The organism is Sporosarcina sp. ACRSL, assembly GCF_022346605.1.
Lineage (GTDB): Bacteria > Bacillota > Bacilli > Bacillales_A > Planococcaceae > Sporosarcina.
In genome coordinates this window covers 203,327-227,452 of the sequence record NZ_JAKRNT010000009.1, presented here as the reverse complement: position 1 = coordinate 227,452, position 24,126 = coordinate 203,327, and the positions used below count along the sequence as shown (strand labels likewise).

Sequence of the window (24,126 nt, the reverse complement as noted above, 5' to 3'; positions counted from 1 at the left end):
AGAGGTCACACCCGTTCCCATCCCGAACACGGAAGTTAAGCTCTTCAGCGCCGATGGTAGTAGGGGGCTTCCCCCTGTGAGAGTAGGACGTCGCCGGGCAAAGACCATCTCCTGTGGGGGGATGGTTTTTTGTGTTGAATAAAATAGTGCTTAGAGTATAGAAGGCATATTGATCCTAACATTTTAGTTTCAGAACCATAAAAAAAGACTATAGGCAAACACCATAATTACTGGAGTTTGTCTACAGTCCGTAACAGTCCAACCACGACTGTTTTTTTGCTTTTTATAAAAACATACTTAATCCAAAAAGAATGCTCGAAGCGACCATAGCCGCAACCATTAGTAAGACGACAAATTTCTGTACTTTTTTATTGCTCATTTGGCAAATCTCCTCACGTTATAGATACATCTATTTTAACAGATTCTATGAATTTCTCAAGATGTAGCGGTTTCAATTAGAAAACGTTACAATGGATAGAAGGGGGGGAGTATACATGAAAAAAGTGGATCATATCGGAATTGCTGTGAAAAATATATACGAAGCGCTGCCATATTACATAGAAACTTTAGGATTACAACTGCTTGGAATGGAAGAGGTTGAAAGTCAAAAAGTGAAAGTAGCATTTATCGATGCAGGAAATTGCAAACTTGAGCTTTTGGAGCCGATCGGAGAAGATGGGGCTATTTCAAAATTTCTTGAAAAACGCGGGGAAGGGATCCATCATATCGCTTTCGGTGTCACTGATATACGGACACGGATGGAAGAATTGAAGGAACATGGCGTTCAATTGCTAGATAGTCAACCTAGGCCCGGAGCAGGCGGCGCAGAAGTAGCCTTTTTGCATCCAAAGTCTTCTTTCGGAGTGTTATACGAACTATGTGACAAAGGGGGAAATTAACATGGACATTTATGATAAAATCAATGAATTATATGATCGCAAACGGCAAATTGAACTAGGCGGTGGCGACGAACGGATTGCGAAGCAACATGAAAAAGGGAAATTAACAGCACGGGAACGGATTAATCTATTGCTTGATGAAGGTACATTTGTTGAGTTGAATCCATTCGTTATACATAGGTCACGTGATTTCGGTATGGATAAGCAAATGGGGCCTGGCGATGGCGTCGTTACCGGATATGGAAAAATTGACGGAAGACCTGTTTATCTCTTTTCGCAAGATTTCACCGTTTTCGGTGGCGCGCTTGGAGAAATGCATGCCATGAAAATTGCAAATGTCATGGATTTGGCTGCGAAAAATGGTGCACCATTTATCGGTTTGAACGATTCAGGAGGTGCACGTATTCAAGAAGGCGTCGTTTCATTGGACGGATACGGAGAAATCTTCTATCGAAATGCGATTTATTCTGGGGTCATCCCGCAGATCTCTGTCATTTTAGGGCCATGTGCCGGTGGAGCTGTGTATTCTCCAGCCATCACTGATTTTGTATTCATGACGGACGAAACGAGTCAGATGTTCATCACAGGACCGAAAGTAATTGAAACGGTTACAGGTGAAAAAATCTCCTCTGAAGACTTAGGCGGTTCGAAAGTACATAACTCAATTAGTGGCAATGCTCACTTCCGAGGAAAAGATGAGAAGGCTGTATTGGAACAGGTGCGGAATCTCCTCTCCTATCTTCCACAAAACAACAATGAAAAGGCTCCTATGCTGGAAGCCGAGTCACAAGACGATTATCGGAACGATCTGGCGGATGTTGTCCCGTTTGAAACGATTCGTCCGTATGATGTACGCAAAGTAATTGAGCAAGTCGTCGATGAGGATTCATTCCTCGAAGTGCAATCTGAATTTGCGAAGAATGCGGTCGTCGGTTTCGCCAGGATGAATGGCGAATCGGTCGGATTAATTTGCAACCAGCCCAAAGTGATGGCTGGAGCGTTGGATATCAATTCTTCGGACAAGATTGCGCGATTTATTCGTACATGTGACTCTTTCAATATTCCGCTTATTACGTTTGAAGACGTCACCGGATTCTTTCCTGGCGTAAAGCAGGAGCACGGAGGCATTATCCGACACGGTGCAAAAATACTTTACGCCTATTCGGAAGCGACTGTACCTAAAATTACGGTCATTTTACGTAAAGCATTCGGAGGCGCCTATGTTGCCTTGAATTCCAAAGCAATCGGCGCAGATGTTGTCTACGCATGGCCAAACGCGGAAATTGCGGTCATGGGTGCTGAAGGCGCAGCTAATATCATTTTTGCAAAAGAAATTGCAAACAGTGAAGATCCTGATACAACAAGAAATGAAAAGATCGAAGAATATCGTACAAAGTTTGCAAATCCGTATGTCGCTGCTTCACATGGGATGGTCGATGACGTTATCGATCCTCGAGAAACGCGCATCAAACTTTTACAAGCTCTAGAAATGATGAGAAATAAGCAAGAGACGAGACCTAGAAAAAAACATGGCAATATCCCATTATAATGGATGGAATAGAAGGAGCGATGCAATGTGAATGCACAACGATTATTGGATGAATTTTTAGAGCTAGTACAAATTGATTCTGAAACGAAACATGAACAGGGAATCGTCAACGTGCTCAAAGAAAAGATGGAAAGTTTCGGCTTCACAGTAATTGAGGACGACTCCAAAAAGGTGACTGGGCACGGTGCCGGAAACTTGATAGCAACTTTAAAAGGCAATATTGAAGATGCGGATTCCATTTACTTTACATGCCATATGGATACAGTCGTTCCCGGAAAAGGGATCAAGCCTGAATTGCGTGAGGATGGGTATATTTATTCGGATGGCACGACGATTTTAGGTGCAGACGATAAAGCTGGAATAGCCGCCCTGTTTGAAATGGCGAGAGTATTGAAAGAAGAAGGCATACCTCATGGGGATATCCAATTCATTATAACAGCAGGAGAGGAAAGTGGTCTTGTCGGGGCGAAGGCGATGGATCCTTCATTGTTGAAAGCGAAATATGGCTATGCTGTCGATAGTGATGGGAAAGTGGGCGGTATTGTCACTGCAGCTCCTTACCAAGCAAAACTTTGGACGACAATACATGGCAAGACGGCTCATGCGGGAGTTGCACCTGAAAAAGGCGTTTCGGCTATCAATATTGCGGCAAAATCGATTGCTGCTATGACGCTCGGACGAATCGATTCAGAGACGACTGCAAATATCGGAAGTTTCGCAGGCGGACAAGCTACAAATATTGTCTGTGATGAAGTAAAGATCGTAGCGGAAGCCCGCTCCATCGATTCTGAGAAGCTTGAAAAACAAACGACACATATGGTAAAGACGTTTGAAAAGACAGCGGCGGCGATGGGAGGCAGGGCGGAAACGGAAGTAAAGCTTATGTATCCGGGATTCCGTTTCGGCGAAGACACAGAAGTCGTTCAAACTGCTATGAAAGCAATTCGTACAATTGGAAGGGAACCTAAATTGATGACTAGCGGTGGTGGAAGCGATGGCAACGTTTTCAATGGTGCCGGTGTTCCTACAGTGACATTGTCGGTAGGTTACGAGGAAATCCATACGAAAAATGAACGGATGCCTGTAGAAGAATTAAATAAACTCACTGAGTTATTAATTGAAATTGTACGTACTGCAGCGACTAAGGGGGCTTAATCGATGGGCGATTTAAAAGCGGTAATCATTCAATGCGGACAAGAGGAATATGCACTGCCAGTCGATACAGTAGTATCGATTGAAAAACTCGAACATGTCAATCCTATTCCGCATCTACCCGGGTATATGCTCGGTTTGATGAAGATTAGGGGGGAATTGGTTCCAATTTTGGACTTTCAGCAAATTCTCTACGGCAATTCGGCAAAAGATGACCCGAATGCACGTGTCGTTGTTGTTCAAACGGAAACTCTTTATATTGGGTTGCTTGTTTTGGATGCAAAAGAAATTTTGGATATTCCTGAAAGCAACTTGACTTCGTCCGGATTAATGGCATATTCTAGAACTCCGTATTTTAAGACTGTTGCTAATCTGGATAATCGGATGATCACTGTTGTCGATGCTGAAATTCTTTCAAAGACGCTTACGGGTATTGATGAAATCGGGGAATACGTCGAATCACAAAAAACACAGGAAAGATGACCTGCGACCGGATGGTCATATCCATCCGGTTGTTTTATGAAGCGATGGAGGTGAGGAAATTGACAAATGTGCCTGAATCACAGCCGAGAGTCATCCTTCATCTTGATATGAACAGTTTTTTTGCATCTGTTGAACAAGCCTATGATCCACAATTGAAAGGCATCCCGTTAGCTGTTGCTGGAAACCCTAAAGAGCGGCGAGGCATCCTTGTAACGTGTTCCTATGAGGCAAGGGCACTTGGAATTTACACGACGATGCCTGTCGGAGAGGCGAAAAGGATCTGTCCCGATCTCGTAATCGTACCGCCTGACCATGAAAAGTACAGGATTGCTTCAGATGCTGTTTTTTCGATTTTACGTTCTTATACAGAACTAGTCGAGCCCGTCTCAATCGATGAGGCGTATATCGATATTACAGCTATAGGCGGATTGACAAATGCTTTGCAAATAGCAGAACATATGCAACGGCGGATATTTAATGAATTGGATCTTCCGTGCTCAATTGGAATTGCGCCGAACAAGTTTTTGGCAAAAACCGCTTCGGATATGAAAAAACCGATGGGAATAACCATATTAAGAAAAAGACAAGTGCCGGATATTTTATGGCCATTGCCCGTCATAGAAATGCACGGAATTGGAAAAAGTACAGAAAAACGATTGAATGAAATCGGGATATCCACAATCGGCGAATTAGCGAAAGCCGATGAAGCTTTGATCAAAAAAACACTAGGCAAAAATGGAATTAGACTTCGAAACCGGGCGAACGGGGTCGACAACAGGCCTGTAGATCCGGATACAGCGGAGGAGAGGAAAAGCGTCGGAAGCTCAACAACATTGCCGATTGACGAAACTGAGCTATCGGCATGCCTTGAAGTTTTCAAGCAATTGTCCATAAAAGTCGCCCAGCGATTGGACAGGAGACAGCTAGCAGGTACTGTTGTGATGATCCAAATCCGGACTTCTGAGTGGCGAAACCAGACAAGAAGCCGAACTGTTATCAATCCAATTTATAAAGCAGCCGATTTGTACAAAGAAGCGGCAGATCTTTTCAAAAGGCATTGGGATGGGAACCCGATCAGGCTATTAGGAATTACGGTTTCTAACGTCATTCCACTGAACGAATTGAATGAACAATTATCATTCGACAGCTTCGAGAAGTACGCAAAAGAAGCAAAAATGGAAGAGCTCGTCACGGAGCTAGAGAAAAAATTCGGACCAAATTCCGTTAAACGGGGACTCGGAGAAAGGTAGGCATCATCATGGAGTTATTTTTCTTAGGCACCGGCGCCGGCATGCCTTCTAAGCAACGGAACACGTCTTCCTTAATCCTCAACCTATCTGCGGAGAACAAAGGCTACTGGATGTTCGATTGCGGCGAAGCAACGCAGCATCAACTATTAAGAACATCGATTAAACCACGGAAAATAAATAAGATTTTCATTACACATCTGCATGGCGATCATATTTTCGGATTGCCGGGTTTCCTCGGATCCCGCTCGTTTTTAGGTGGGGACGATGAATTGGTCATCTATGGTCCGACTGGAATCAAGGAATGGATCATGTCATCGCTTCGTTTAACGAAAACCCATTTAACCTATCCGCTGAAAATCGAGGAAATTAATGAAGGACTACTCTTTGAAGATGAACAATTTAAAGTGTCAACGCTAGAACTTCAACATGTCATCGAATGCTTCGGATTTAGAATCGAGCAAAAGCCATTACCAGGGAAACTGCTTGTTGAGAAAGCAGTTGAAGCAGGTGTGCCGAAAGGGCCTTTGTTGAAAAAACTGAAGGATGGTCTCGACGTGGAGTTGGACGATGGACGCATCATTTATAGTAAGGACGTTACAGGTGCTCCGCAAAAAGGTTTTTCTCTTGCGATTCTTGGAGATACAAAATATTGTTCCGCTGCTGTTGAGTTGGCAACGGGAGCTGATATACTCGTCCATGAAGCAACCTTCGATAATGAGACCGGTAACCTTGCAAAAGAGTATGGCCATTCCACGATAGGTGACGCGGCACGGACAGCGAAAGAGGCGAATGTAAATGCGCTTATCGCGAATCATATCAGTGCTCGTTTCATGCAAGCGGATATTGAGAATTTACAAAAGCAAGGAAGCACTATATTCCCGAATGTCCACATCGCAGAAGACTTCAGTCATTTCGAATGGAAAGATGAACAATTACGAAAAAAATGAGCTGCCGTCGTCAAAACAGACACCGGCAGCTTCCTAGTTAGTATATATTTAAAAAACCCATCCTCGATCATATTGCTTCGGCGGCTCAATTGCGACACCTAATTCTTTTGCTGCAGTATAAGCCCAATAAGGATTTCGCAACAATTCCCGAGCTAGCAGTACGACATCCGCGCGTTCATTCTTCAATATTTCTTCGGCTTGCAACCCCGTTGTAATCAATCCGACTGCACCTGTAGCAATTCCGCTTTCTTTTCTGATTTGGTCTGCAAACGGCACTTGGTAACCTGGATACGCATCAATTTTAGCGGGTACGACAGCGCCTGAACTGACATCAATCAGATCAACGCCTTGTGTTTTCATCCAATTCACCATTTCGATATAGTGAGTAGTTGTCATACCACCATCCTGATAATCTTCAGCAGATATTCGGACGAATAATGGACCATTCCAGACCGAACGGACCGAATCGATAACTTCACGCAAAATGCGATATCGATTTTCGGATGGACCACCATAAGCGTCCTTTCTTTTATTTGCAAGCGGCGAAAGGAATTGATTGATTAGATAGCCGTGGGCAGCATGTATTTCAATTACGTCGAAGCCCGCTTTTTTAGCGCGAACAGCTGCGTCCTTGAACGCCTCAACCGTTTCCCGAATATCTGTAAGGGACATTTCAACAGGTGTTTTATATTGTTCGTTGAAGCGAACGGCGCTAGGCGCATATATATCTTCATCCACCGTTGCTTTTCTTCCTGCATGGGCGAGCTGGATGCCTGTTTTTGCACCATGTTGCTTCATAAGACGTACAATCTCGGATAGTCCTTCCACATGATCATCGCTCCAAATTCCAAGATCCCGATCCGAAATCCTGCCTTCAGGCTGTACAGCTGTCGCTTCAACAATAATTAACCCGACTTGTCCGACAGCCCGGGTCGCGTAGTGGATCTTATGCCAATCTTCGACCATTCCATCCAAATGATGGCTCGAATACATGCACATCGGTGCCATAACAATCCTATTTTTAAACTCCACTCCTCGAATAGTATAAGGTGTAAATAACTTTGCCATTCCAATGACCTCCTAAGCATACTAATCATTCAAGACATTGCACCTAGTTCCCGGGAACGTCTTTCCGCACTATTGATGCACTCTTGAATTGTCTCTTTGAAGTATCGGCTTTCAAGAGCTTTTAACCCGGCTTCAGTCGTTCCTCCTGGACTCGTCACATTTCTTCTTAATACTTCAGGCTCTACACGAGTTTGCCTTAACATCGCTGCTGCACCTTCGAACGTCTGGATGATCAGTTCCCGCGCCACTTCATTGGAGAGGCCTTTTGCAATTGCAGCTTCCTCCAATGCCTCTACCATATAATAGACATATGCAGGTCCGCTGCCGGATAAAGCCGTCACTGTATGTAACTCATCCTCTTCAACTTCTTTCACAACACCGATTGATGACAGCAAATCCAAAATACGTTTTCTCATATTTGAATCCACTAAAGAATTCATTGAAACTCCACTTGCAGACATTCCGATCGTCGCAGATGTATTAGGCATGGAGCGTGCGATGGGACGCTTGCCAAGACCTTTCTCAATTGTTTCAATCGAAACGCCTGCAATGACGGATAATACAGCAGTATTTTCATTCAGAAAATCGGCGATATCACGCATCGCTTGTTGGAGATCTTTCGGCTTCGTTGCCAAGACGATGAGTTCTGCTTCGCGCAAAGCATTTCGCTCCTGACAAACGACAGAAATCCCGTATGTTTCTTGCAAAAAAGAAAGCCTCTCATCATCCGATTTATTCATAACATATACATTTTTTGCATCCATGACTTCATTACTCAGTATACCAGCAATAATGGCCTCTGCCATGGAACCGGCTCCTACGAAAACGATTGTTCCCATCTTTATCCGTCCTTTCTAAATAAAAAAGCGCTCTCGTCCCGAAATATCAGGACGAAAACGCATGTTTCCGCGGTACCACCTAAATTTGCCGGAATTATTCCGACACAACTTACAAGCTTTCGTAACGTGAAAGAAACGGCCATGTTTCCATGGCAGCTCAGAAGCAGGTTCGAGGTAGGAGAGGGATGTACAGCTTTCAGTCGATGACTGCACTTCCTGATTTCCATCACTACCGCTACTCGTCTTCGTCAACGCTCAATTGTTTAATTACAGCGATTATTGCACGTTGTCAGATAAAAGTCAATGATTACAATATGTCTTGGAACAAATACACGACGCCGATGACAAGAGCCGTGAAAAGAACAGCAAAGGTTACCTTCCAAATACTGATTGGTGCTTGGCCGCTCACTTTTCCAGTCTGTCCATTTACAAGAAAACGATACACTTTGCTATTGAATGTAAATGAAGAAATCCAAAGAGGCAATAAAATATGCTTGAACGTAATATCGTTATAGGACGTATCGACTTTCACAATTCTTACTTCATCACCCGTTTCCTTTCGGAGTATTCCATTTCTAATCCGCTGATCGATAATATCTCGAGCTGAATACCAGCCTTCCTTCAGTGGAATCGAATAACGCTCCGCAAGGAAACCGGATAAATATTCCGTTCTGTAGTCCAGCAAACCGCCAAGTTGAAAAGGCTCAACTTTGTCAATCAAACCAGAGGCGACATTACGGGATGCCTTGACGAGCACGTCATCGAAAAACTTATTATACGTGCCGTATTGAGTACGCCATCGAATTTTTCTCACTTGCTCCGTCACTTGCTCCGCTTTTCCGTCGCGATGAACAGTCCTCGTTACAGTTACATAATAATACGTCCCAATTTTGACTGTATATGCAGATTTCGTCTCCGAATCAAACGTCCAATAAGGGATATAAGCACCACCTATCTTTTGCAGCTCATAATCCTTTTTCAGCTTGGAAGGGGCAAAGAATCTTTTAGAAATCCAAGTTTTAAATTTCTCGACGGCTTGTTCTTTCGATATTTGAAAGGGAATGACCAAAGCAGGTTTGATACCCGCATCATGCTCTGAAACTGCGATATGAGAGGAACCGCAGAAGGTACAGAAATCGGCTACCTTATCATTGTCCAAAAGGGTTTCCGCGCCGCAATTATCACAATTGAATACTCGTTTTTCATTGCTCCAACTATGGTCTGCATGATCCAATGCATCCAAATAATCATGTTCTGTCGTATTTTCACGTGTTGCTTCAATCTCCAGTTCAGTCCCACAGAAAGGGCATTTTAAACCACGTGTAACAGGATCATATACTGTATTTCCGCCACAGGAACTGCATTGGTTTACTTCAGTTTCTTCAATCGTCCCATCATCCATATACTCTTTATCTACATTCGTCATCCCGTCACCCCATTACGTTCAGCCGTCAAGGGCCTCTCCACAATCTCCGCAGAACTTAGCAGTCGGGCTATTAGTTGCCCCACACCCTGCACATTTTTTCTCCGTCACTTGTTTCGCTCCGCATTCACCGCAGAAGTTTGACCCTGCTTTTATTTCAACTTTGCAATTCACACAAGGGACATTCTGTTCCTGAACAGAATTTCCGCATTCCGGGCAGAATTTTGCCGTTGCCTTAATTTGCGTTTGGCAATGCGGACAAGCCATTTTTGCAGGTTCAGCTGCAGGAGCTACTTGCTGCTGGTTTGGAGTGAAAGCTCCAGCCATTGCATTGCCGATTGCAGCGCCGACTCCGATGCCGGCACCCGTTGCGGCCATGCCACCACCTTCATTCTTGGCTGCATCCCTGATTGCTTCTGCTGTCTGGTATTGAGTGTACGTGTTCATATTCCCGAGGACACCCATCGTCGTCCGCTTGTCCATCGCTTGTTCTACTTCTTTCGGAAGCGACAAGTTTTCAATATAAAGGGAAGTGATGTCAAATCCGAATTCGGCGAAACGTTCTTTCATCTTCTCTCTTCCTTGCGTGCTCAGTTCGTCGTAATGCATCGCTAAGTCAAGAGCTGGTATTTGTGATTCGGCAAACAGGTCAGTCAATCCTGAAAGAATCATCTTCTTCAGATGGTTTTCGATGCTGCTCGTATCATAAGAACTATTGGTTCCAAAGAGTTCCCTCAAGAAAACGGCTGCATCATTTACTTTGTAAGAATAAATGCCATAGCCACGCAAGCGAATCATACCGAAATCAGGATCACGCATCATGATTGGATTGGAAGTTCCCCATTTTTGATTAATGAACTGCTTCGTATTCACAAAATAAACTTCAGCTTTAAAAGGGGAATTGAATCCGGTTTTCCAAGATTTCAGCTTCGTCAGTACGGGCATGTTTTGTGTATATAAAACATGATGGCCTGGCATAAATACGTCCGCAATTTGTCCTTCATTTACAAATACGGCGACTTGCGATTCGCGGACGATCAAACTGGCGCCCATCTTTATTTCATTGTTTTGCACCGGAAATCGGTAAACCATTGTATTGGAATTTTGGTCCGTCCATTCTATGACTTCGATGAATTGACTTTTAAAAAAATTGAAGATCCCCACAGCCATCCCCCTCAAAAAAATAATTGTTAATTATAGTATACTACGGATTCACCTATGAAAGGTTTCAAGAATGTAGGTTTTTCAAGGATGACGTAACGAGGGAAAAGAGGTACAATAGACTGAATAACCATTCATTATAATAAATTTATTTTTTAAGGGAGTTACTTATATGATACATAAAATTGAAATTCCAACCCCGTTCGCAGTAGGGGATGTGAATGCATTTGTTGTAAAAGGGGATGCTTTATCACTCGTCGATGCAGGACCTAAAACACCAGAAGCCTACGAGGCGCTAAAACATGGACTTAAAGAGATTGGATATTCATTTGGTGATATCGAACAAGTTGTATTAACCCATCATCACCCTGATCATGCAGGTTGGATGGATGCTTTCGATAAAGCGGAAGTGATCGGTCATCCGTATAACGACCTTTGGTTGAAAAGAGATCAGGCATTCATGGAATACCATGACTGTTTTTATTTGCATTGCTTAAAGGAAGAAGGCGTACCGGAAATCTATTTTAATTGGGTAGAAAAGATGAAACGGCCGATAAGTTTGATGGGGAACCGGACACTAGACAGGACAATCGGAGAAGGAGACGAGTGGACGGGTCATCCAGGTTGGATCGTCTTGGAAACACTCGGACATGCCCAAAGCCATATTGCGCTTTTCAACGAAAAAACGGGCGAGATGATTGGCGGAGACCTTGTCCTTGAAAAGGTTTCATCTAACCCATTGATTGAGCCTCCTGCAAACCGAGAAGCGGATCGTCCGAAATCATTATTGCAATACAACGCTTCATTGACACGACTTTTAGATTTGCCAGTCGACGTTGTGTATGCTGGTCATGGAAATGAGGTTCGAAATGTCCGTCCGCTAATCGAATCGCGACTTCAGAAACAGCATGAGCGAGCAATGAAAGTCCACGCCATGCTTACTAGCGGAAGCAAGACGATCTATGAGTTGACACAACAATTATTCCCGACTGTTTATGAAAAAGAACTTGGCCTCACTTTATCTGAAACGATTGGACAAACAGATTATTTAGTATCAAAAGGACTTGTAAGAGAAAACGTCTCCGAAGGCGGTATTTTGTATTATGAACAAACGTAAGTCAGTTTTAGTAACTGGGGCGACGAGCGGTGTTGGCTATGCAACAGCTATGCGGCTATTGTCCAATACCGACCAATACACCGTCTACGCAACAGGAAGGGCGCAAGACAAACTTTGGGAATTGCAAAATGAAGGTGCAACTGCCATTCCTGCAGATATGACGAATACGGAGGATATGGAAAACCTTTTGAGACAGATTGGACCTATTGATATCGTCATCTTTTCGGCTGGAGTGGGCCATTTCGAGGCTGCCCATCTTTTGGCTGATGAAGAAATAAAATCGATGTTGAACACAAATGTCATAGCTCCTATCGAACTGACGAAACGTGTTTTGCCGCAAATGATCGAACAACGGGAAGGGCATCTCATTTATATAGGTTCCCAGGCTGGAAAAGTCGCGACACCAAAAGCCTCAGTCTACGCAGCGACGAAGCATGCGTTGATCGGATATACGAATGCACTCCGAATGGAAATCGCTCCACACGGGATTCATGTTTCTGCCATTCATCCCGGCCCGATCGATACGCCTTTCATTGATGGGGCGGATAAAACAGGGAACTATCGTTTATCGGTTGGAAGACATTTGCTCCAAGTCGGTACTGTTGCAGATGCGGTCGTCCAAACAATCCAAAAGCCGGTCCGGGAAATCAATCTGCCAGGCGTTATGGGATTCACGAGTAAACTGTATGCGATAGCCCCTGGAGTAGTCGAAAAAGTTGGACGAAAGTATTTCATGAAGAAGTAATTTTGAAGGAGGATAAATTGCAAATGAATCACTCCAATATTATTTTCTTTGAAAGAAAATTTCCAAGTGCTAATACGATTCTCATTAAAGACGAGCTGCCAATTCTAATAGATTCCGGATTTGGGAGTGATGCGAAAGAGACTGAACGAATAATTACACAAGCAGGTGTTCTTCCAGAGGAATTGCATCTTATTGTAAATACACATTATCATAGCGATCATGTAGGTGGGAATTATCATTTTCAGAAAAATTATGGCGTTTCGATTGCTGCGCATACATGGGATGCCACTTTAATAAATTCCTGTGATCCTGAAGCTTGTAGTGCGGAATGGTTGGATCAGCCAGTCGAGCCTTATCGGGTCGATCGAAAACTTGTAGATAATGAAGAGATTCAAACGGGGAACAGAACATTACTTGTCTTGCACACACCTGGGCATACATTGGGACATATTTCTTTATACGACCCAGAGGAGCAAGTTCTGATTTCCGGCGATCTCTTTCATGGCAATGACATTGGATGGTTGAATATTTTTCGAGAAGGGGTTTCTTCCATCCAACGATCTATGGAAAGTCTGGACCGACTATCTTTGCTGCCGATTCAAAAGGCTTATTCAGGACACGGACCACAAATTGAGAATCCGCACGCTTCCATTGATGCAGCAAGGAAACGGCTTGAGAAGTGGCTCCGTTCGCCGGAAAAAATTGCATGGCATGCATGTAAGAGGATTTTTTCATTTACACTAATAATGAAAGACGGAATAGCTAAAGATGAAATCGGTGACTACCTAATCTCATGTGGTTGGTTTCATGATTTTGCTAGATATTCATTCCGAGTTACTCCTGAAGAATTTATTCAAATCCTGCTCGACGAAATGATTCGTTCCGGGGCGGCAACTTGGCAAAATGGCTATTTGATAGCTTCAGCTCCATATAACGCATCAGAAAAGAAGTGGTTGCATATGGACGTAAAACCAAAAGACTGGAATGCGTTGCTCCTGCAATAATGATGATTAGAGGAGGGGGAAAGTTGTCATTGAAAATAGGGGAAGTAATTAGATTCGAACGGACTTTTACAGTAGAAGATGTTGAATTGTTCACGAAGGTTTCAGGTGATACAGGTACCCACCATGTGACACCTGACGAACAGGGGAGACTTATCATCCAAGGTCTGTTGACCGCCACATTGCCGACGAAGATAGGTGGAGATCAAAATGTTCTCGCTCGTACTATGAATTTCGAGTTTTTGCGACCAGTGTTTACAGGAGATACAATTACTTGCGAAGTGACAATCGATGTTTTTGAAAAACAAGAAAATAATCGGACATCCATTAAGGCATCTTTCGTTTGCACGAACCAGAATGGGAAACAAGTTTTGAATGGCAACTTTGCGGGAGTTATTCTTGAATGATAGATGTTATATCGAAGTACAAATTGAAAGAGCATGCTCCCCATTCAGGACCATGCTCTTCTTTCCGCACCGGAAAATTTGATTGTTTGTTCACTTGCTCAAACCGTCCTTCCTGACAAACTTAAACGCCCGTCAGTGCAGTTTGATTGTCCTGACCCCTAACTTTAGAAAGTTTGGTCCTTTTCGTGAGGGACCGTAATGGGTGTCAGCTCAAGTTGCACTTCCACAAAAAACCTACCTCTTACCGTACTTAAAGTGGCCGGAACAATTACAACGTACCCGGACGAGAGTTCCACTTGCCAGTAAAGCAAATTTTCCGCCAAGGCTGTGCAAATCTCCGTGGAATAGACTTGTATTCACTGTCATCCACTTTCGTTCTGCCTTGTACTCTACAAATACCCTTCTCTACTATCAGCTAAACATTTTTTTAAAAAAATTTACTGTTTTTCTTTCGTCAATTGTTCTTGAGCTAATCGGACCATTTCTTTTACCATATTGCCACCGATAGGCCCGCCAATTTTACCGGCTTGTTCTGATGTTAGTTTGCCATTGTACTCTTCCGATAAAGGGATGCCTAATTCCTTTGCAATTTCAAACTTGACTGAATCCGGCCGTTCCTCGTCAACCGAATATCCTTTAGCCCTCATGACGTCTACTTTTAGCTTATCCAATTGCTTGCGTGCTTCAGGAACTAAAATTCGACGATTGCGTCCCATATACTCAACTCCTTTCTTGCATAGTCTTTCCCGAAAAGATAAATTAATGAAAGAATATCTTACATCCACCACTTCGTGAATGCATAAGCTGTCCAACATGTTATACTAAAGCGAAATAAACTAATTGATTAAAATTAATACATGACAGAAGGTGAGTGTGGATATGAAAACCGTTACAATCGAAAATATTGTAAAGCGATTTTCATTGGAAGTCCTTGTCGGACATCATATGCTGGACAAAGTTTTAAAAAAGACGAAAGTCAGAAGACCCGGCTTGGAATTCATGGATAAATTTGATTTTATTGCGACTGAGCATGTCCAAATCCTTGGGAAAAATGAAATCAATTACTTACATACGCTCTCTGATGAAGAATGCAAACTGCGAATTGCAAACATCGTCCAATACGATCCGCCGTGCATCATCATCACTTCTAATCAGGAAGAGCCCCTTGGGCTGCGGCAATATTGCACCGAAGAACATATACCTGTCCTGCGGACACCTGATTCAACGAGCGAAATGAGTGCAAAGCTGGATGCTTACGTAACAAAAGAGATGGCGCCCGAAATTGCTGTCCACGGGGTTTGCGTCAATGTAGCAGGTATCGGAATCCTGCTCCGTGGCAAGTCAGGAGTTGGGAAGAGTGAAACAGCACATACATTGATCGGCAGAGGGCATCGATTGATAGCAGATGATATTGTTGTACTGAAAAAGTTAAGTCCGCAAACACTCCTAGGAACCCATGATGAAAAGAACAAGGAATTCCTAGCATTGCGAAGCATCGGTCTTCTCAATGTTGTTAGACTTTACGGACGGGCGGCCTTTCAGGAAGAGAGCCGGATTGCCCTTGATATTGAATTGACGGAGTGGAAAGACAATGCATTAAACAATGAACTTGAACTGGACACGAAATTCAAGACGTATATGGACGTACCTGTGCCGCACATCCAAATCCAGTTGCAGCCGGGAAGAGATGTAGCAGGCTTGATTGAGGCAGCCGCAAACAACTGGTACTTACAGCAGCAAGGCTATAGCGCCGCTGAAGAATTCAAGAAGCGGCTTGAATCTGAATTTAATGACTGAAGCTGCGGAAAAGAGGCCTGTGATGAAACAACAAATGAAAATGGTTCTTGAATTAGATGATTTGCAGTGCAAGAACTACATGGAATTGCATGGAGAAGAACTTTTTTCGATGATGCTTGCAAATCTCGGATCTCCGGATGGCGAACTGCGCGATGAATTAATATACAGATTAGTTGTGAAATTGATTTCCGGCCAACACTTGAAAACAGATCAATTGCTACATGCAACGAACGAAATAGCGACAGCTCAGTATTTATTTGCAGCAATTGGTGAAAGGGATTCGGATAGTGTGTTTATCCGTTCTTTCGCGACACTTTGGCTTACAGTGCTATTGTGGTTGGATAAAGAACATCCATTCATGAGCAGTGAACTACGAAGCGAAGTGATGGAGAAAAGTGCAACTTATCTAGTACAAGAACAAGATATACGTGGATTTGTAGACGGAAAAGGATGGGCGCATAGCATTGCTCACGGTGCGGATCTTATGTCAATGATTGCAAGCCATCCAGCAGCAGAAAAAAGGCTAATTCCAACTATTCTTGAAGGAGTAGCATCATGCTTTTGGAAAGGTGGCGTCTATACCGATGACGAGGATGAACGTTTAACCGCTATCTTCATTTCGTTGGCGAGGAAGGATTATCCCGAAGAAGTTCTCATTGAGTGGGTCGAACAAGTCTTTGACAAATTAGATAAGAATGCATCCAGCCAATCTCAATCATTTTACCAAGCCCGTACGAACATTATGCAATTCATGAAAACGTTATATTTTGCTTTGAAAAAGTATAAACATTATCCAAAACTGCAAAGCACAGCTTCTTTTTTCATTCAGAAATGGCAAAACGCATAACATTCATAAAAAAGTCTCTTGGTCAATTTTCGACCAAGAGATTTTTTATTTTATTGTTTTTTTATGATTGGTTCCACTGTGACTTCAACATTACCTTGTAATGCTCTGCTAATCATACATGATGTTTCCGCTTTCATCGTCAATCGCTCAACAATGGACCGCTTCCCATCCATACCAGGAGCTAAAACGATATTAGGCTTATGTATAATTTTTTTATACGTAACGACGCCGTTTGAGTAGTCCACTACTCCGATTGATTCCATCGACAGACTTTCCTTTTCTACTCCGCTCCTTTCCATCATGGCTGCAAGAGTGATGATATAGCAAGTTGCAGCTGCACCGAGCAGCATTTCATCCGGATTCGTCCCGATGCCAGGTCCATCCATTTCGGTTGGGATGGATACTTCCGTCTTTAAGTTCAACGTTTCAATTGTCCCGACATCGTTACGTAATCCAGGCCAGTTTGCTTTGAGATAAAAATGATGTTCTGCCATCTACATAACCCCTTTCTTCTTGGTTCATTATACCAGACCCGACATCTTTTCATAAAAGTCTAAAGGATGTAAGTCGATTGTGTGACATATGTTGGGAGAAGAGAGAAAGGAATTGTCGAGTTTATTGTCGAATTAAAAACTAAAACAGGGGGGAAGAATGAATGACGTTTCACAAGGAAATCCCATTTACAAAGATGCATGGTATCGGCAATAGCTATATTTATCTTAATTTATTTGAGATGAGCTACGACGAAGAAATTTTTTCCCAACTTGCTATCGACATATCTAACGTCAACACAGGCATAGGATCTGACGGGCTTATCTTAATTCATCCAAGTCATCGTGCGGACGTTGGCATGAGAATTTTCAATAAGGACGGTTCTGAAGGACAGAGCTGTGGAAATGGCTTACGTTGTGTTGCACATTACGTATACATGAAGGGAATTGTTTCATCAAAAAATATTTCTATAGAAACAAAAGCGGGAATTGTTCATGCAGAGGTGTTAGGAAATGATAGGTGTATCAATAGCATTAAAGTGGATATGGGCAAGCCGTTATTAAGGCGAAGTCAAATTCCGATGCTAGGGAGAATGGATGATGTCGTCGTCGCAGAATCGTTTCCTCTACATGAACATACATTGGAAGTGACAGCTCTTTTTTTAGGAAATCCGAATGCTGTGTTTTTCGTAGATAGTATTGAAAAAGCACCATTGGATGAATTAGGTTCATTGATTTCAAATGATCATAGATTTCCAGACAGGGTTAACGTGGAATTCGTTGAAATTGTTACGGAAACCGAGTTGAATTTCAGAGTGTGGGAGAGGGGGTCAGGTATTACAGAAGCTTGTGGATCGGGTGCATGTGCAGCGGTCGTAGCTTCCATTCTAAATGGACATGTGGAAAGAAACAAAGATATTCTCGTTCATTTAAGCGGGGGTGACTTAACGATCCGATGGGCCGAAAATGGACATGTCTGGATGACAGGACTTGCAGAAGCAACAGTTGAAGGTATTTATTTTTGGGGCATTAATTGATAAGGAAAAGGGGGAGAAATATTGAACAAATTAAAAGCTTATCGATTTCCACTCATTTTGCTAGCATCAATTATTATCGGATCAATTATTGGAATCATCTTTGGTGAAAATGCAAACTTATTAAAGCCTTTTGGAGATGTTTTTCTAAATTTATTGTTCATGGTTGTCGTCCCGCTTGTTTTTTTCTCTATTTCATCTGCGGTGGCCAATATGGAGAGCATGCGTAGACTAGGGAAAATTATGAGCTCCATGTTGACGGTTTTTGTTGTGACTGGAATTATTGCCTCATTTGTGATGCTCGTAGCTGTACTTATTTTTCCAGTCGGCTCCGCAACGTCCATCTCCCTTGTCGAACCAGAAAATGTTGAGAAGTTAACACTTTCCCAACAACTAATCAGCACGTTTACTGTTCCAGATTTTGTTGAATTATTTAGTCGGAAAAATATGATGGCCCTTATCGTTTTTGCAATTCTCGTCGGAGTCGCTACAAGTCTATTAGGGGAAACGGGAAGACCTTTCGCCAAATTCCTTACTAGTGGCTCAGAAGTGTTCATGAAGATTATACAATTAATCATGTATTATGCACCAATCGGCTTAGGAGCTTATTTTGCTGCATTAATAGGTTCTTTTGGAACAGAATTGATCGGTGATTATGCACAAGCATTTATCCTATATTACCCTGTCGCTTTTGCATACTTTGCAGTTGGATTTACCTTATATGCCTTTATAGCGGGCGGTCGAAAAGGAGTTAGTCGGTTCTGGAAAAACATTTTAACACCCGCTGCAACAGCTCTTGGAACAGGGAGCAGCTTTGCGACATTGCCTGTGAATTTGCAAGCTGCAAAGAATATTGGTATTCCTAAAGATATACGTGAGATGGTTTTACCATTAGGTGCGACCATTCATATGGACGGCTCTTGTTTATCAGCCATGTTGAAAATTGCTTTTGTATTTGGCGTATTTAACATGGACTTCACAGGAATCGGCACATTTCTAACTGCTATTGGCATTTCATTATTGTCGGGTGTAGTAATGAGTGGAATCCCAGGTGGAGGGTTTATTGGTGAAATGGTGATTGTTACGATGTACGGTTTGCCATTAGTGGCGTTACCGATCATTTCTGCAATCGGTGTAGTCGTCGATCCACCTGCCACAATGTTAAATTCCACAGGGGACACTGTCGCTGGAATGATTGTAACGAGGCATATAGAAGGAAGTAATTGGATGGATGCAGAAGAGGTAATCTAGAATGAATAATAGTTAACCCTCCTATCACCGCTTGGAGGGTTTTTTTCATAGAGGAATGAAAGTGCCTTTTAATTTTAAAAAAGTAGATAATATCTAAATGAAATGATGATGTTACCGATATACCATTATAATTACCCATGCACTGCATGGATATACCATTTGTAGGGAGATGGGATTATGGAAAAGGAAGAGTTACGATTATTATTTGACAAGGAATTAAGGCAAAACCTCCATTCACCAGGCTATCGGCGTGAGGAAACTGAACATGTAGTCCGACATGTATCGATGCATGGAGAAAGAGGATTTGTCATACATTCCAATTTAAATGAAGAGAATGCAGACGAAATCATTCAGGAAGAGTTGAGTTATTTCAATCGACTCGGTGTGGGGTTTGAATGGAAAGTGTATAGCTATGACAAACCAGCTCATTTGAAAGACATCCTTGAACAGCGGGGCTTTACGATTGAACCTCGAGAATCTCTAATGGTTATGGAAATTACCGATATGCATCCATTTCCCCAACAAGAAGAAACAGACGTACAGGAAATTGTTGATGAGAAGGGGATTCGGGAAATCATCGCTTTACTAGATAACATTTGGGAAGAATCGCATAATGAGTTAGGAGACCGGTTGTGGAGAGATAAACAAAATGACCCGGATTCTCTCTATCTATATGGGGTTTATGATAAAGACCAATTAGTCAGTGCTGCATGGGTCTACTTAGAAAAGAATTCTTCATTCGCAAGTCTGTGGGGTGGGTCAACGTTACCTGATTATCGCGGCAAAGGGTTTTATACATCACTTTTAGCTATCAGGGCTGCTAAAGCAATCGAAAAGGGCTATCAATTCCTTACTGTTGACGCAAGTCAAATGAGCAGACCAATATTAGAAAAACACGGATTTCGATGCCTTGCCTACACCTATGGCTGCCAATCACCGGAACATCCAACAAGTTAATGAAGTACAAAAAAGTAGAGCCCATGTTAGGAAATGGACTCTACTTTTTTCTTCCTTGTAAATTTCACATAAACAATAAAAAACAATCCTGCACTCAAAAATCGTAGCGTGGAATTGATATACATAGCAACTTCAACACCTAACTGCTCCAGTAACCAGATGCCGATTTGAGGAGCTATGAAAGCAACTATCGATAACAATACATTGTATGTCGTTATGCAATACGTCCGGACATGATCAGGGGATTGTTCCAATAACAAGTTGAACAATAATAATACGACACCCGCCAGGAAAAACCCTGAAGACGTCTGAACCAAAGCGATGTAATACACATTTGTCGAGAGGACTGTCAGAAACGGAGTTGTTGCCATTCCAACTGCTGCCCACACAAAAACTAATGTATTCGATCTTTTTTCCGCCCATTTCTTCCAAAGAGGAAAGGACAGGAATTGTGCTAACATGCTACCGACAGAGAACATACTTACCCAGAAAATTGTCACCCCGACGAATCGGACATGATAAATATTAAATATGCCCCAAGCCATCTGCCAGGCGAAATTGAAGAATAGCGCAGCAATTAGGAATGAGACGTAGTTCTTGTACTTGAAGATTGACCAGTCCATCGTTTTCTTTTTCAATAGTGAACCATCCGTCTTTGAAGGCTCTTCTTCGTGCTTCATCAATAAGAAAACTTCAAGCATCCCAAAACAAAAAGCGATTCCAAACAGAAATTGGTAGGCAGTTACACTCGCCGAAGCATCTTTCATTAACACTCCGATAATAAGTGTTGAAATCAAACCTACAATTGTCAACAATCTATTCCGATCGCTGAAAAATGCCCCACGTCTAGATTCCTCGACAAGTCCGCTAATTAATGTCTGCCATCCAATATTAGCAACTGTATTTGGTAAGCTCATGAATGCAATGATTCCTAAAAAGAGCCATGCATGCGTCGAAGGGGAAGGCATGTATATGATTCCGATGATGAGGAGAAACATAAGGCGGGCCAGTAGAACGGACATCGCAACTAGTTTCTTCTGTTTTTGTGCCCGATTTAATAAAATCGCTGCAGGAATCGTCATAATTAATGCCATCAAAGGCGGGAGTGAACTGATCAAACCGACTTGGTAATTCGTCGCACCTAAAATGGTGATTGCAAAGATTGGAAAAAAGTTGTTTGAAAAATTTAATGCGATGGTCGATGCCATCCCGTGGTAAATGCTGATTTTCTCATTGTATGTACGCATAGTCTCTCCACATTTCTATTCATTTGTATAAGCTCATAATCTGAATTATATACTTCGTTTCTCGAAATACAAGACTCTTTTCTGTTTGATAGCCAAAAAAATCATATATCGTATATTATTTGCATATGATAAGGGCCTATTGTTTTTCATTGATAGTTGTTCTCAATTGATGTAAACTGTATTTGAGAACGTTTCTCATTCATTGGAAAGTTAGGGAGGATGAAGACTATGCTTCGAATTATGATGTTGGCACTGTTAGTAGGTTCTGTCGTAAGCATCTCAGCAATATCCTTTTTTAAAGGATTTGACATGGAAGGGGCATTGATCGGACTCACTTCACTTATTCTTTTATTTGGAATTACATCATTATTTTATGTTGAATTTAACAGATTCCCGAAAGAAGTCTCCCTCTTCAAACGTGTGAAGGGCAAAGCCCCACGGTAAGAGGGAGATGAATTTCGGTTGGCGATAGCCAACACCTCTTTTGATTGGTATAATAGGAACAGGTATTCCTATAACTCTGAATTGAGGTGATTGGAGTGGCAAATAAAGCATACAAATTTCGGATCTATCCAACAAAAGACCAGGAGCAACTTATAAGGAAGACCTTTGGTTGTGTCCGTTTCGTCTATAATAAGATGCTTGCTGAACGCAAGGAAACCTACGAGCAATTCAAAGATGACAAATATCATATCTCCATTCTGACAGAATATGAACACAAACCAATTCCGAAAGAAATCAAAGCCATTGTTGGACTCGACTTTGCGATGGACAGCCTGTATGTTGAAAGCGAGCAGGGTGAGAAAGCCAATCACCCTCGCTTCTTTCGGCAGACACAAAAAAAACTTGCAAAGGAACAGAAAGTCCTTTCACGCAGGACGAAAGGCTCCGCCCGCTACGAAAAACAGCGAATCAAAGTCGCTGCATTGCATGAACGGGTGGCGAATCAACGAAGGGACTTCCTACACAAAAAATCATGTCAGTTGGCAAGCCGTTACGACTGTGTTGTCATCGAAGACCTTAATATGAAAGGGATGTCGCAATCCCTTCACTTTGGTAAAAGTGTTGCGGATAATGGATGGGGAATGTTCACCACGTTCCTGCACTATAAGCTCTTGGAACAAGGAAAGCACCTCGTCAAAATCAACAAGTGGTTCCCTTCAACCAAAACCTGCTCAAATTGCGGACATGTAAAAAATGTTGCCCTTTCAGAACGACTCTACTCCTGTGAATGCGGCTTCGTGCGCGACAGGGATTGGAACGCTGCAATCAACATCAAAAATGAAGGGAAATTGATGTTGGCATTACCATGAAGTCAAAACAAAAACTCTTGGAACAAGAGGGTTAGCTCGGTCAGTTTTTGTTGGCTTGTAAAAGCAACGATAAGTCGAGAAGCCCCCATTTCAAACAACCCGAAAGGGTGTTAAGTGGTGGGTGGTTCACAAAACAGACGATCAACCAAACGCCAGTACTGTACTGGTGTTTTTTTAGTGGTCAAACAGGGAAATTATTTTACGAATAGAGTATAATCAAAAGGCTATTGTGATATTGAGGAGGTACTTATGTTTTTTATTGAAGCAAAACGTATTATTGTCGTCATTTTCGGTTCTTTCCTATTGGCGATATCATTGAACTTTTTCCTGATCAACGCAAATGTCTATGCAAGCGGATTCGCTGGAGCGGCACAGCTCGTTTCAAGCTTCTTACATGATCAATTGGGTATTGAAATCAGTACAGGGGTTCTTCTGTTCATATTCAATATTCCTGTAATCATATTAGGTTGGTTCAAAGTTGGCAGAGGATTTACCATTTACAGCATCGTCTCAGTCGTTTTTGCAACAATTTTTCTGGAGATTTTGCCGGTTCTCTCCATTTCCGATGATATTATTCTGAACGCAGTATTTGGTGGAGTGATTGGAGGTATCGGGGTCGGTCTATCGTTGAAACTCGGTGCTTCGACAGGTGGGATGGATATTGTTGCTATGGTATTGTCACGACTACAAGACAAGCCTATTGGAACTTATTTCTTATTATTAAATGGAATCATTATTGTCTTTGCAGGAATATTATATGAGCCTGAGAATGCCCTTTATACGATGGCTGCACTATATGTTACGACAGCTGTCATCGATATGATCCATACCCGCCATGAAAAAGTAACAGCAATGATCATCACCCATAAGGCTGATGAGTTGCAACAAGCAATCCATCAGAAAATGGTGCGAGGCATTACAATTGTGCCAGCGAGAGGCGCCTATTCGAAGGAAGAGAAAAACATGCTCTATTTGGTGATCACGAGATATGAATTATATGACCTGGAAAAAATCATTAAAGAAGTTGATCCTCAAGCATTCACAAATGTCGTCCAGACTGTCGGGATTTTCGGTTTCTTCAGAAGGGAAGGCGAATCGCTAGAACGACAATCATCATAAAAAAGGTATCCCTTCTAAATTGGGATACC

26 protein-coding genes and 1 rRNA gene are annotated in these 24,126 nt (G+C 42.4%); 19 read left to right on the top strand and 8 right to left on the bottom strand.

The genetic code is table 11. The features are described 5' to 3' along the window. Positions 1–99, top strand: a 5S ribosomal RNA gene (gene rrf, locus MHZ92_RS14990); the annotation flags it as partial. A 184-nt stretch (positions 100–283) separates the two neighbouring features. On the opposite strand, the gene prli42 is transcribed toward rrf, so the two are convergent. Then, complete coding sequence (prli42, locus tag MHZ92_RS14985; protein WP_239432518.1) at positions 284–379, bottom strand: stressosome-associated protein Prli42; 96 nt, start codon at positions 377–379, stop codon at positions 284–286. A gap of 115 nt (positions 380–494) precedes the next feature. On the opposite strand from prli42, the gene mce reads away from it, so the two are divergent. From mce to rnz, 6 genes are all read left to right on the top strand, one after another. After that, a complete protein-coding gene (gene mce / locus MHZ92_RS14980; RefSeq protein WP_239432517.1) occupies positions 495–899 on the top strand; it encodes a methylmalonyl-CoA epimerase in 405 nt (134 codons plus the stop codon). 1 nt (position 900) lies between these two features. Next, positions 901–2,448, top strand: coding sequence for an acyl-CoA carboxylase subunit beta (locus tag MHZ92_RS14975; RefSeq protein ID WP_239432516.1), 1,548 nt, complete (start codon positions 901–903; stop codon positions 2,446–2,448). A 27-nt stretch (positions 2,449–2,475) separates the two neighbouring features. Continuing rightward, a complete protein-coding gene (locus MHZ92_RS14970) occupies positions 2,476–3,603 on the top strand; it encodes a M20/M25/M40 family metallo-hydrolase (protein ID WP_239432515.1) in 1,128 nt (375 codons plus the stop codon). Between the two features lie 3 nt (positions 3,604–3,606). Beyond that, the gene (locus MHZ92_RS14965; RefSeq protein ID WP_239432514.1) at positions 3,607–4,083 is read left to right on the top strand and encodes a chemotaxis protein CheW; all 477 of its coding nucleotides are present in this window, start codon (positions 3,607–3,609) and stop codon (positions 4,081–4,083) included. Between the two features lie 68 nt (positions 4,084–4,151). Continuing rightward, positions 4,152–5,333, top strand: a complete 1,182-nt coding sequence (locus tag MHZ92_RS14960; protein WP_370644756.1) for a DNA polymerase IV — start codon at positions 4,152–4,154, stop codon at positions 5,331–5,333. A gap of 8 nt (positions 5,334–5,341) precedes the next feature. Then, complete coding sequence (rnz, locus tag MHZ92_RS14955; protein WP_239432513.1) at positions 5,342–6,280, top strand: ribonuclease Z; 939 nt, start codon at positions 5,342–5,344, stop codon at positions 6,278–6,280. A 48-nt stretch (positions 6,281–6,328) separates the two neighbouring features. Here rnz and namA read toward each other — a convergent pair whose 3' ends face one another. From namA to MHZ92_RS14935, 4 genes are all read right to left on the bottom strand, one after another. Next, positions 6,329–7,348: an NADPH dehydrogenase NamA gene (namA, locus tag MHZ92_RS14950; protein ID WP_239432512.1), complete on the bottom strand. Its 1,020-nt coding sequence runs from the start codon at positions 7,346–7,348 to the stop codon at positions 6,329–6,331. A gap of 29 nt (positions 7,349–7,377) precedes the next feature. Further along, positions 7,378–8,187, bottom strand: a complete 810-nt coding sequence (gene proC / locus MHZ92_RS14945; RefSeq protein ID WP_239432511.1) for a pyrroline-5-carboxylate reductase — start codon at positions 8,185–8,187, stop codon at positions 7,378–7,380. A gap of 307 nt (positions 8,188–8,494) precedes the next feature. After that, the gene (locus tag MHZ92_RS14940; protein ID WP_239432510.1) at positions 8,495–9,613 is read right to left on the bottom strand and encodes a hypothetical protein; all 1,119 of its coding nucleotides are present in this window, start codon (positions 9,611–9,613) and stop codon (positions 8,495–8,497) included. An 18-nt stretch (positions 9,614–9,631) separates the two neighbouring features. Next, positions 9,632–10,774, bottom strand: a complete 1,143-nt coding sequence (locus MHZ92_RS14935) for an SPFH domain-containing protein (RefSeq protein ID WP_239432509.1) — start codon at positions 10,772–10,774, stop codon at positions 9,632–9,634. A 169-nt stretch (positions 10,775–10,943) separates the two neighbouring features. Between MHZ92_RS14935 and MHZ92_RS14930 the strand changes: the two genes are divergently transcribed. The 4 genes from MHZ92_RS14930 to MHZ92_RS14915 are packed head-to-tail and all read left to right on the top strand — an operon-like array spanning position 10,944 to position 14,041. Then, positions 10,944–11,888, top strand: a complete 945-nt coding sequence (locus MHZ92_RS14930) for an MBL fold metallo-hydrolase (protein ID WP_239432508.1) — start codon at positions 10,944–10,946, stop codon at positions 11,886–11,888. Further along, entirely contained in the window at positions 11,875–12,633 is a 759-nt protein-coding gene (locus tag MHZ92_RS14925; protein ID WP_239432507.1) for an SDR family NAD(P)-dependent oxidoreductase, read from the top strand. Before MHZ92_RS14930 ends, MHZ92_RS14925 begins: the two co-directional genes overlap by 14 nt. 23 nt (positions 12,634–12,656) lie before the next feature. Then, a complete protein-coding gene (locus MHZ92_RS14920) occupies positions 12,657–13,637 on the top strand; it encodes an MBL fold metallo-hydrolase (RefSeq protein WP_239432506.1) in 981 nt (326 codons plus the stop codon). A 23-nt stretch (positions 13,638–13,660) separates the two neighbouring features. Then, positions 13,661–14,041, top strand: coding sequence for an FAS1-like dehydratase domain-containing protein (locus MHZ92_RS14915; RefSeq protein WP_239432505.1), 381 nt, complete (start codon positions 13,661–13,663; stop codon positions 14,039–14,041). A gap of 437 nt (positions 14,042–14,478) precedes the next feature. Here the strand turns inward: MHZ92_RS14915 and MHZ92_RS14910 are convergent, their stop codons facing one another. Next, positions 14,479–14,757, bottom strand: coding sequence for an alpha/beta-type small acid-soluble spore protein (locus MHZ92_RS14910; protein WP_239432504.1), 279 nt, complete (start codon positions 14,755–14,757; stop codon positions 14,479–14,481). 163 nt (positions 14,758–14,920) lie between these two features. Here MHZ92_RS14910 and hprK point away from each other — a divergent pair, with 163 nt between their 5' ends. Both hprK and MHZ92_RS14900 read left to right on the top strand, forming a co-directional pair. Next, a complete protein-coding gene (hprK, locus tag MHZ92_RS14905) occupies positions 14,921–15,838 on the top strand; it encodes an HPr(Ser) kinase/phosphatase (protein ID WP_239432503.1) in 918 nt (305 codons plus the stop codon). 22 nt (positions 15,839–15,860) lie between these two features. Then, on the top strand, positions 15,861–16,685 hold the full coding sequence (locus tag MHZ92_RS14900; protein ID WP_239432502.1) for a DUF2785 domain-containing protein: 825 nt from the start codon (positions 15,861–15,863) through the stop codon (positions 16,683–16,685). A 50-nt stretch (positions 16,686–16,735) separates the two neighbouring features. Here MHZ92_RS14900 and MHZ92_RS14895 read toward each other — a convergent pair whose 3' ends face one another. After that, positions 16,736–17,179: an OsmC family protein gene (locus MHZ92_RS14895; RefSeq protein ID WP_239432501.1), complete on the bottom strand. Its 444-nt coding sequence runs from the start codon at positions 17,177–17,179 to the stop codon at positions 16,736–16,738. 161 nt (positions 17,180–17,340) lie between these two features. Between MHZ92_RS14895 and dapF the strand changes: the two genes are divergently transcribed. From dapF to MHZ92_RS14880, 3 genes are all read left to right on the top strand, one after another. After that, positions 17,341–18,213, top strand: a complete 873-nt coding sequence (gene dapF / locus MHZ92_RS14890) for a diaminopimelate epimerase (RefSeq protein WP_239432500.1) — start codon at positions 17,341–17,343, stop codon at positions 18,211–18,213. Positions 18,214–18,231: 18 nt separating this feature from the next. After that, positions 18,232–19,461 carry a dicarboxylate/amino acid:cation symporter gene (locus tag MHZ92_RS14885; protein WP_239432533.1) on the top strand — a complete coding sequence of 410 codons (1,230 nt, stop codon included), beginning with the start codon at positions 18,232–18,234 and terminating at the stop codon, positions 19,459–19,461. 177 nt (positions 19,462–19,638) lie between these two features. Then, positions 19,639–20,418, top strand: coding sequence for a GNAT family N-acetyltransferase (locus MHZ92_RS14880; RefSeq protein ID WP_239432499.1), 780 nt, complete (start codon positions 19,639–19,641; stop codon positions 20,416–20,418). A gap of 26 nt (positions 20,419–20,444) precedes the next feature. On the opposite strand, the gene MHZ92_RS14875 is transcribed toward MHZ92_RS14880, so the two are convergent. Next, entirely contained in the window at positions 20,445–21,665 is a 1,221-nt protein-coding gene (locus MHZ92_RS14875) for an MFS transporter (RefSeq protein WP_239432498.1), read from the bottom strand. Between the two features lie 228 nt (positions 21,666–21,893). On the opposite strand from MHZ92_RS14875, the gene MHZ92_RS14870 reads away from it, so the two are divergent. From MHZ92_RS14870 to MHZ92_RS14860, 3 genes are all read left to right on the top strand, one after another. After that, positions 21,894–22,109 (top strand): hypothetical protein, encoded by a 216-nt coding sequence (locus MHZ92_RS14870; protein WP_239432497.1) that lies wholly within the window; start codon positions 21,894–21,896, stop codon positions 22,107–22,109. Between the two features lie 89 nt (positions 22,110–22,198). Next, positions 22,199–22,978 (top strand): transposase, encoded by a 780-nt coding sequence (locus MHZ92_RS14865; RefSeq protein ID WP_239432532.1) that lies wholly within the window; start codon positions 22,199–22,201, stop codon positions 22,976–22,978. 249 nt (positions 22,979–23,227) lie between these two features. Beyond that, a complete protein-coding gene (locus MHZ92_RS14860) occupies positions 23,228–24,097 on the top strand; it encodes a YitT family protein (RefSeq protein ID WP_239432496.1) in 870 nt (289 codons plus the stop codon). Positions 24,098–24,126: the final 29 nt, after the last annotated feature.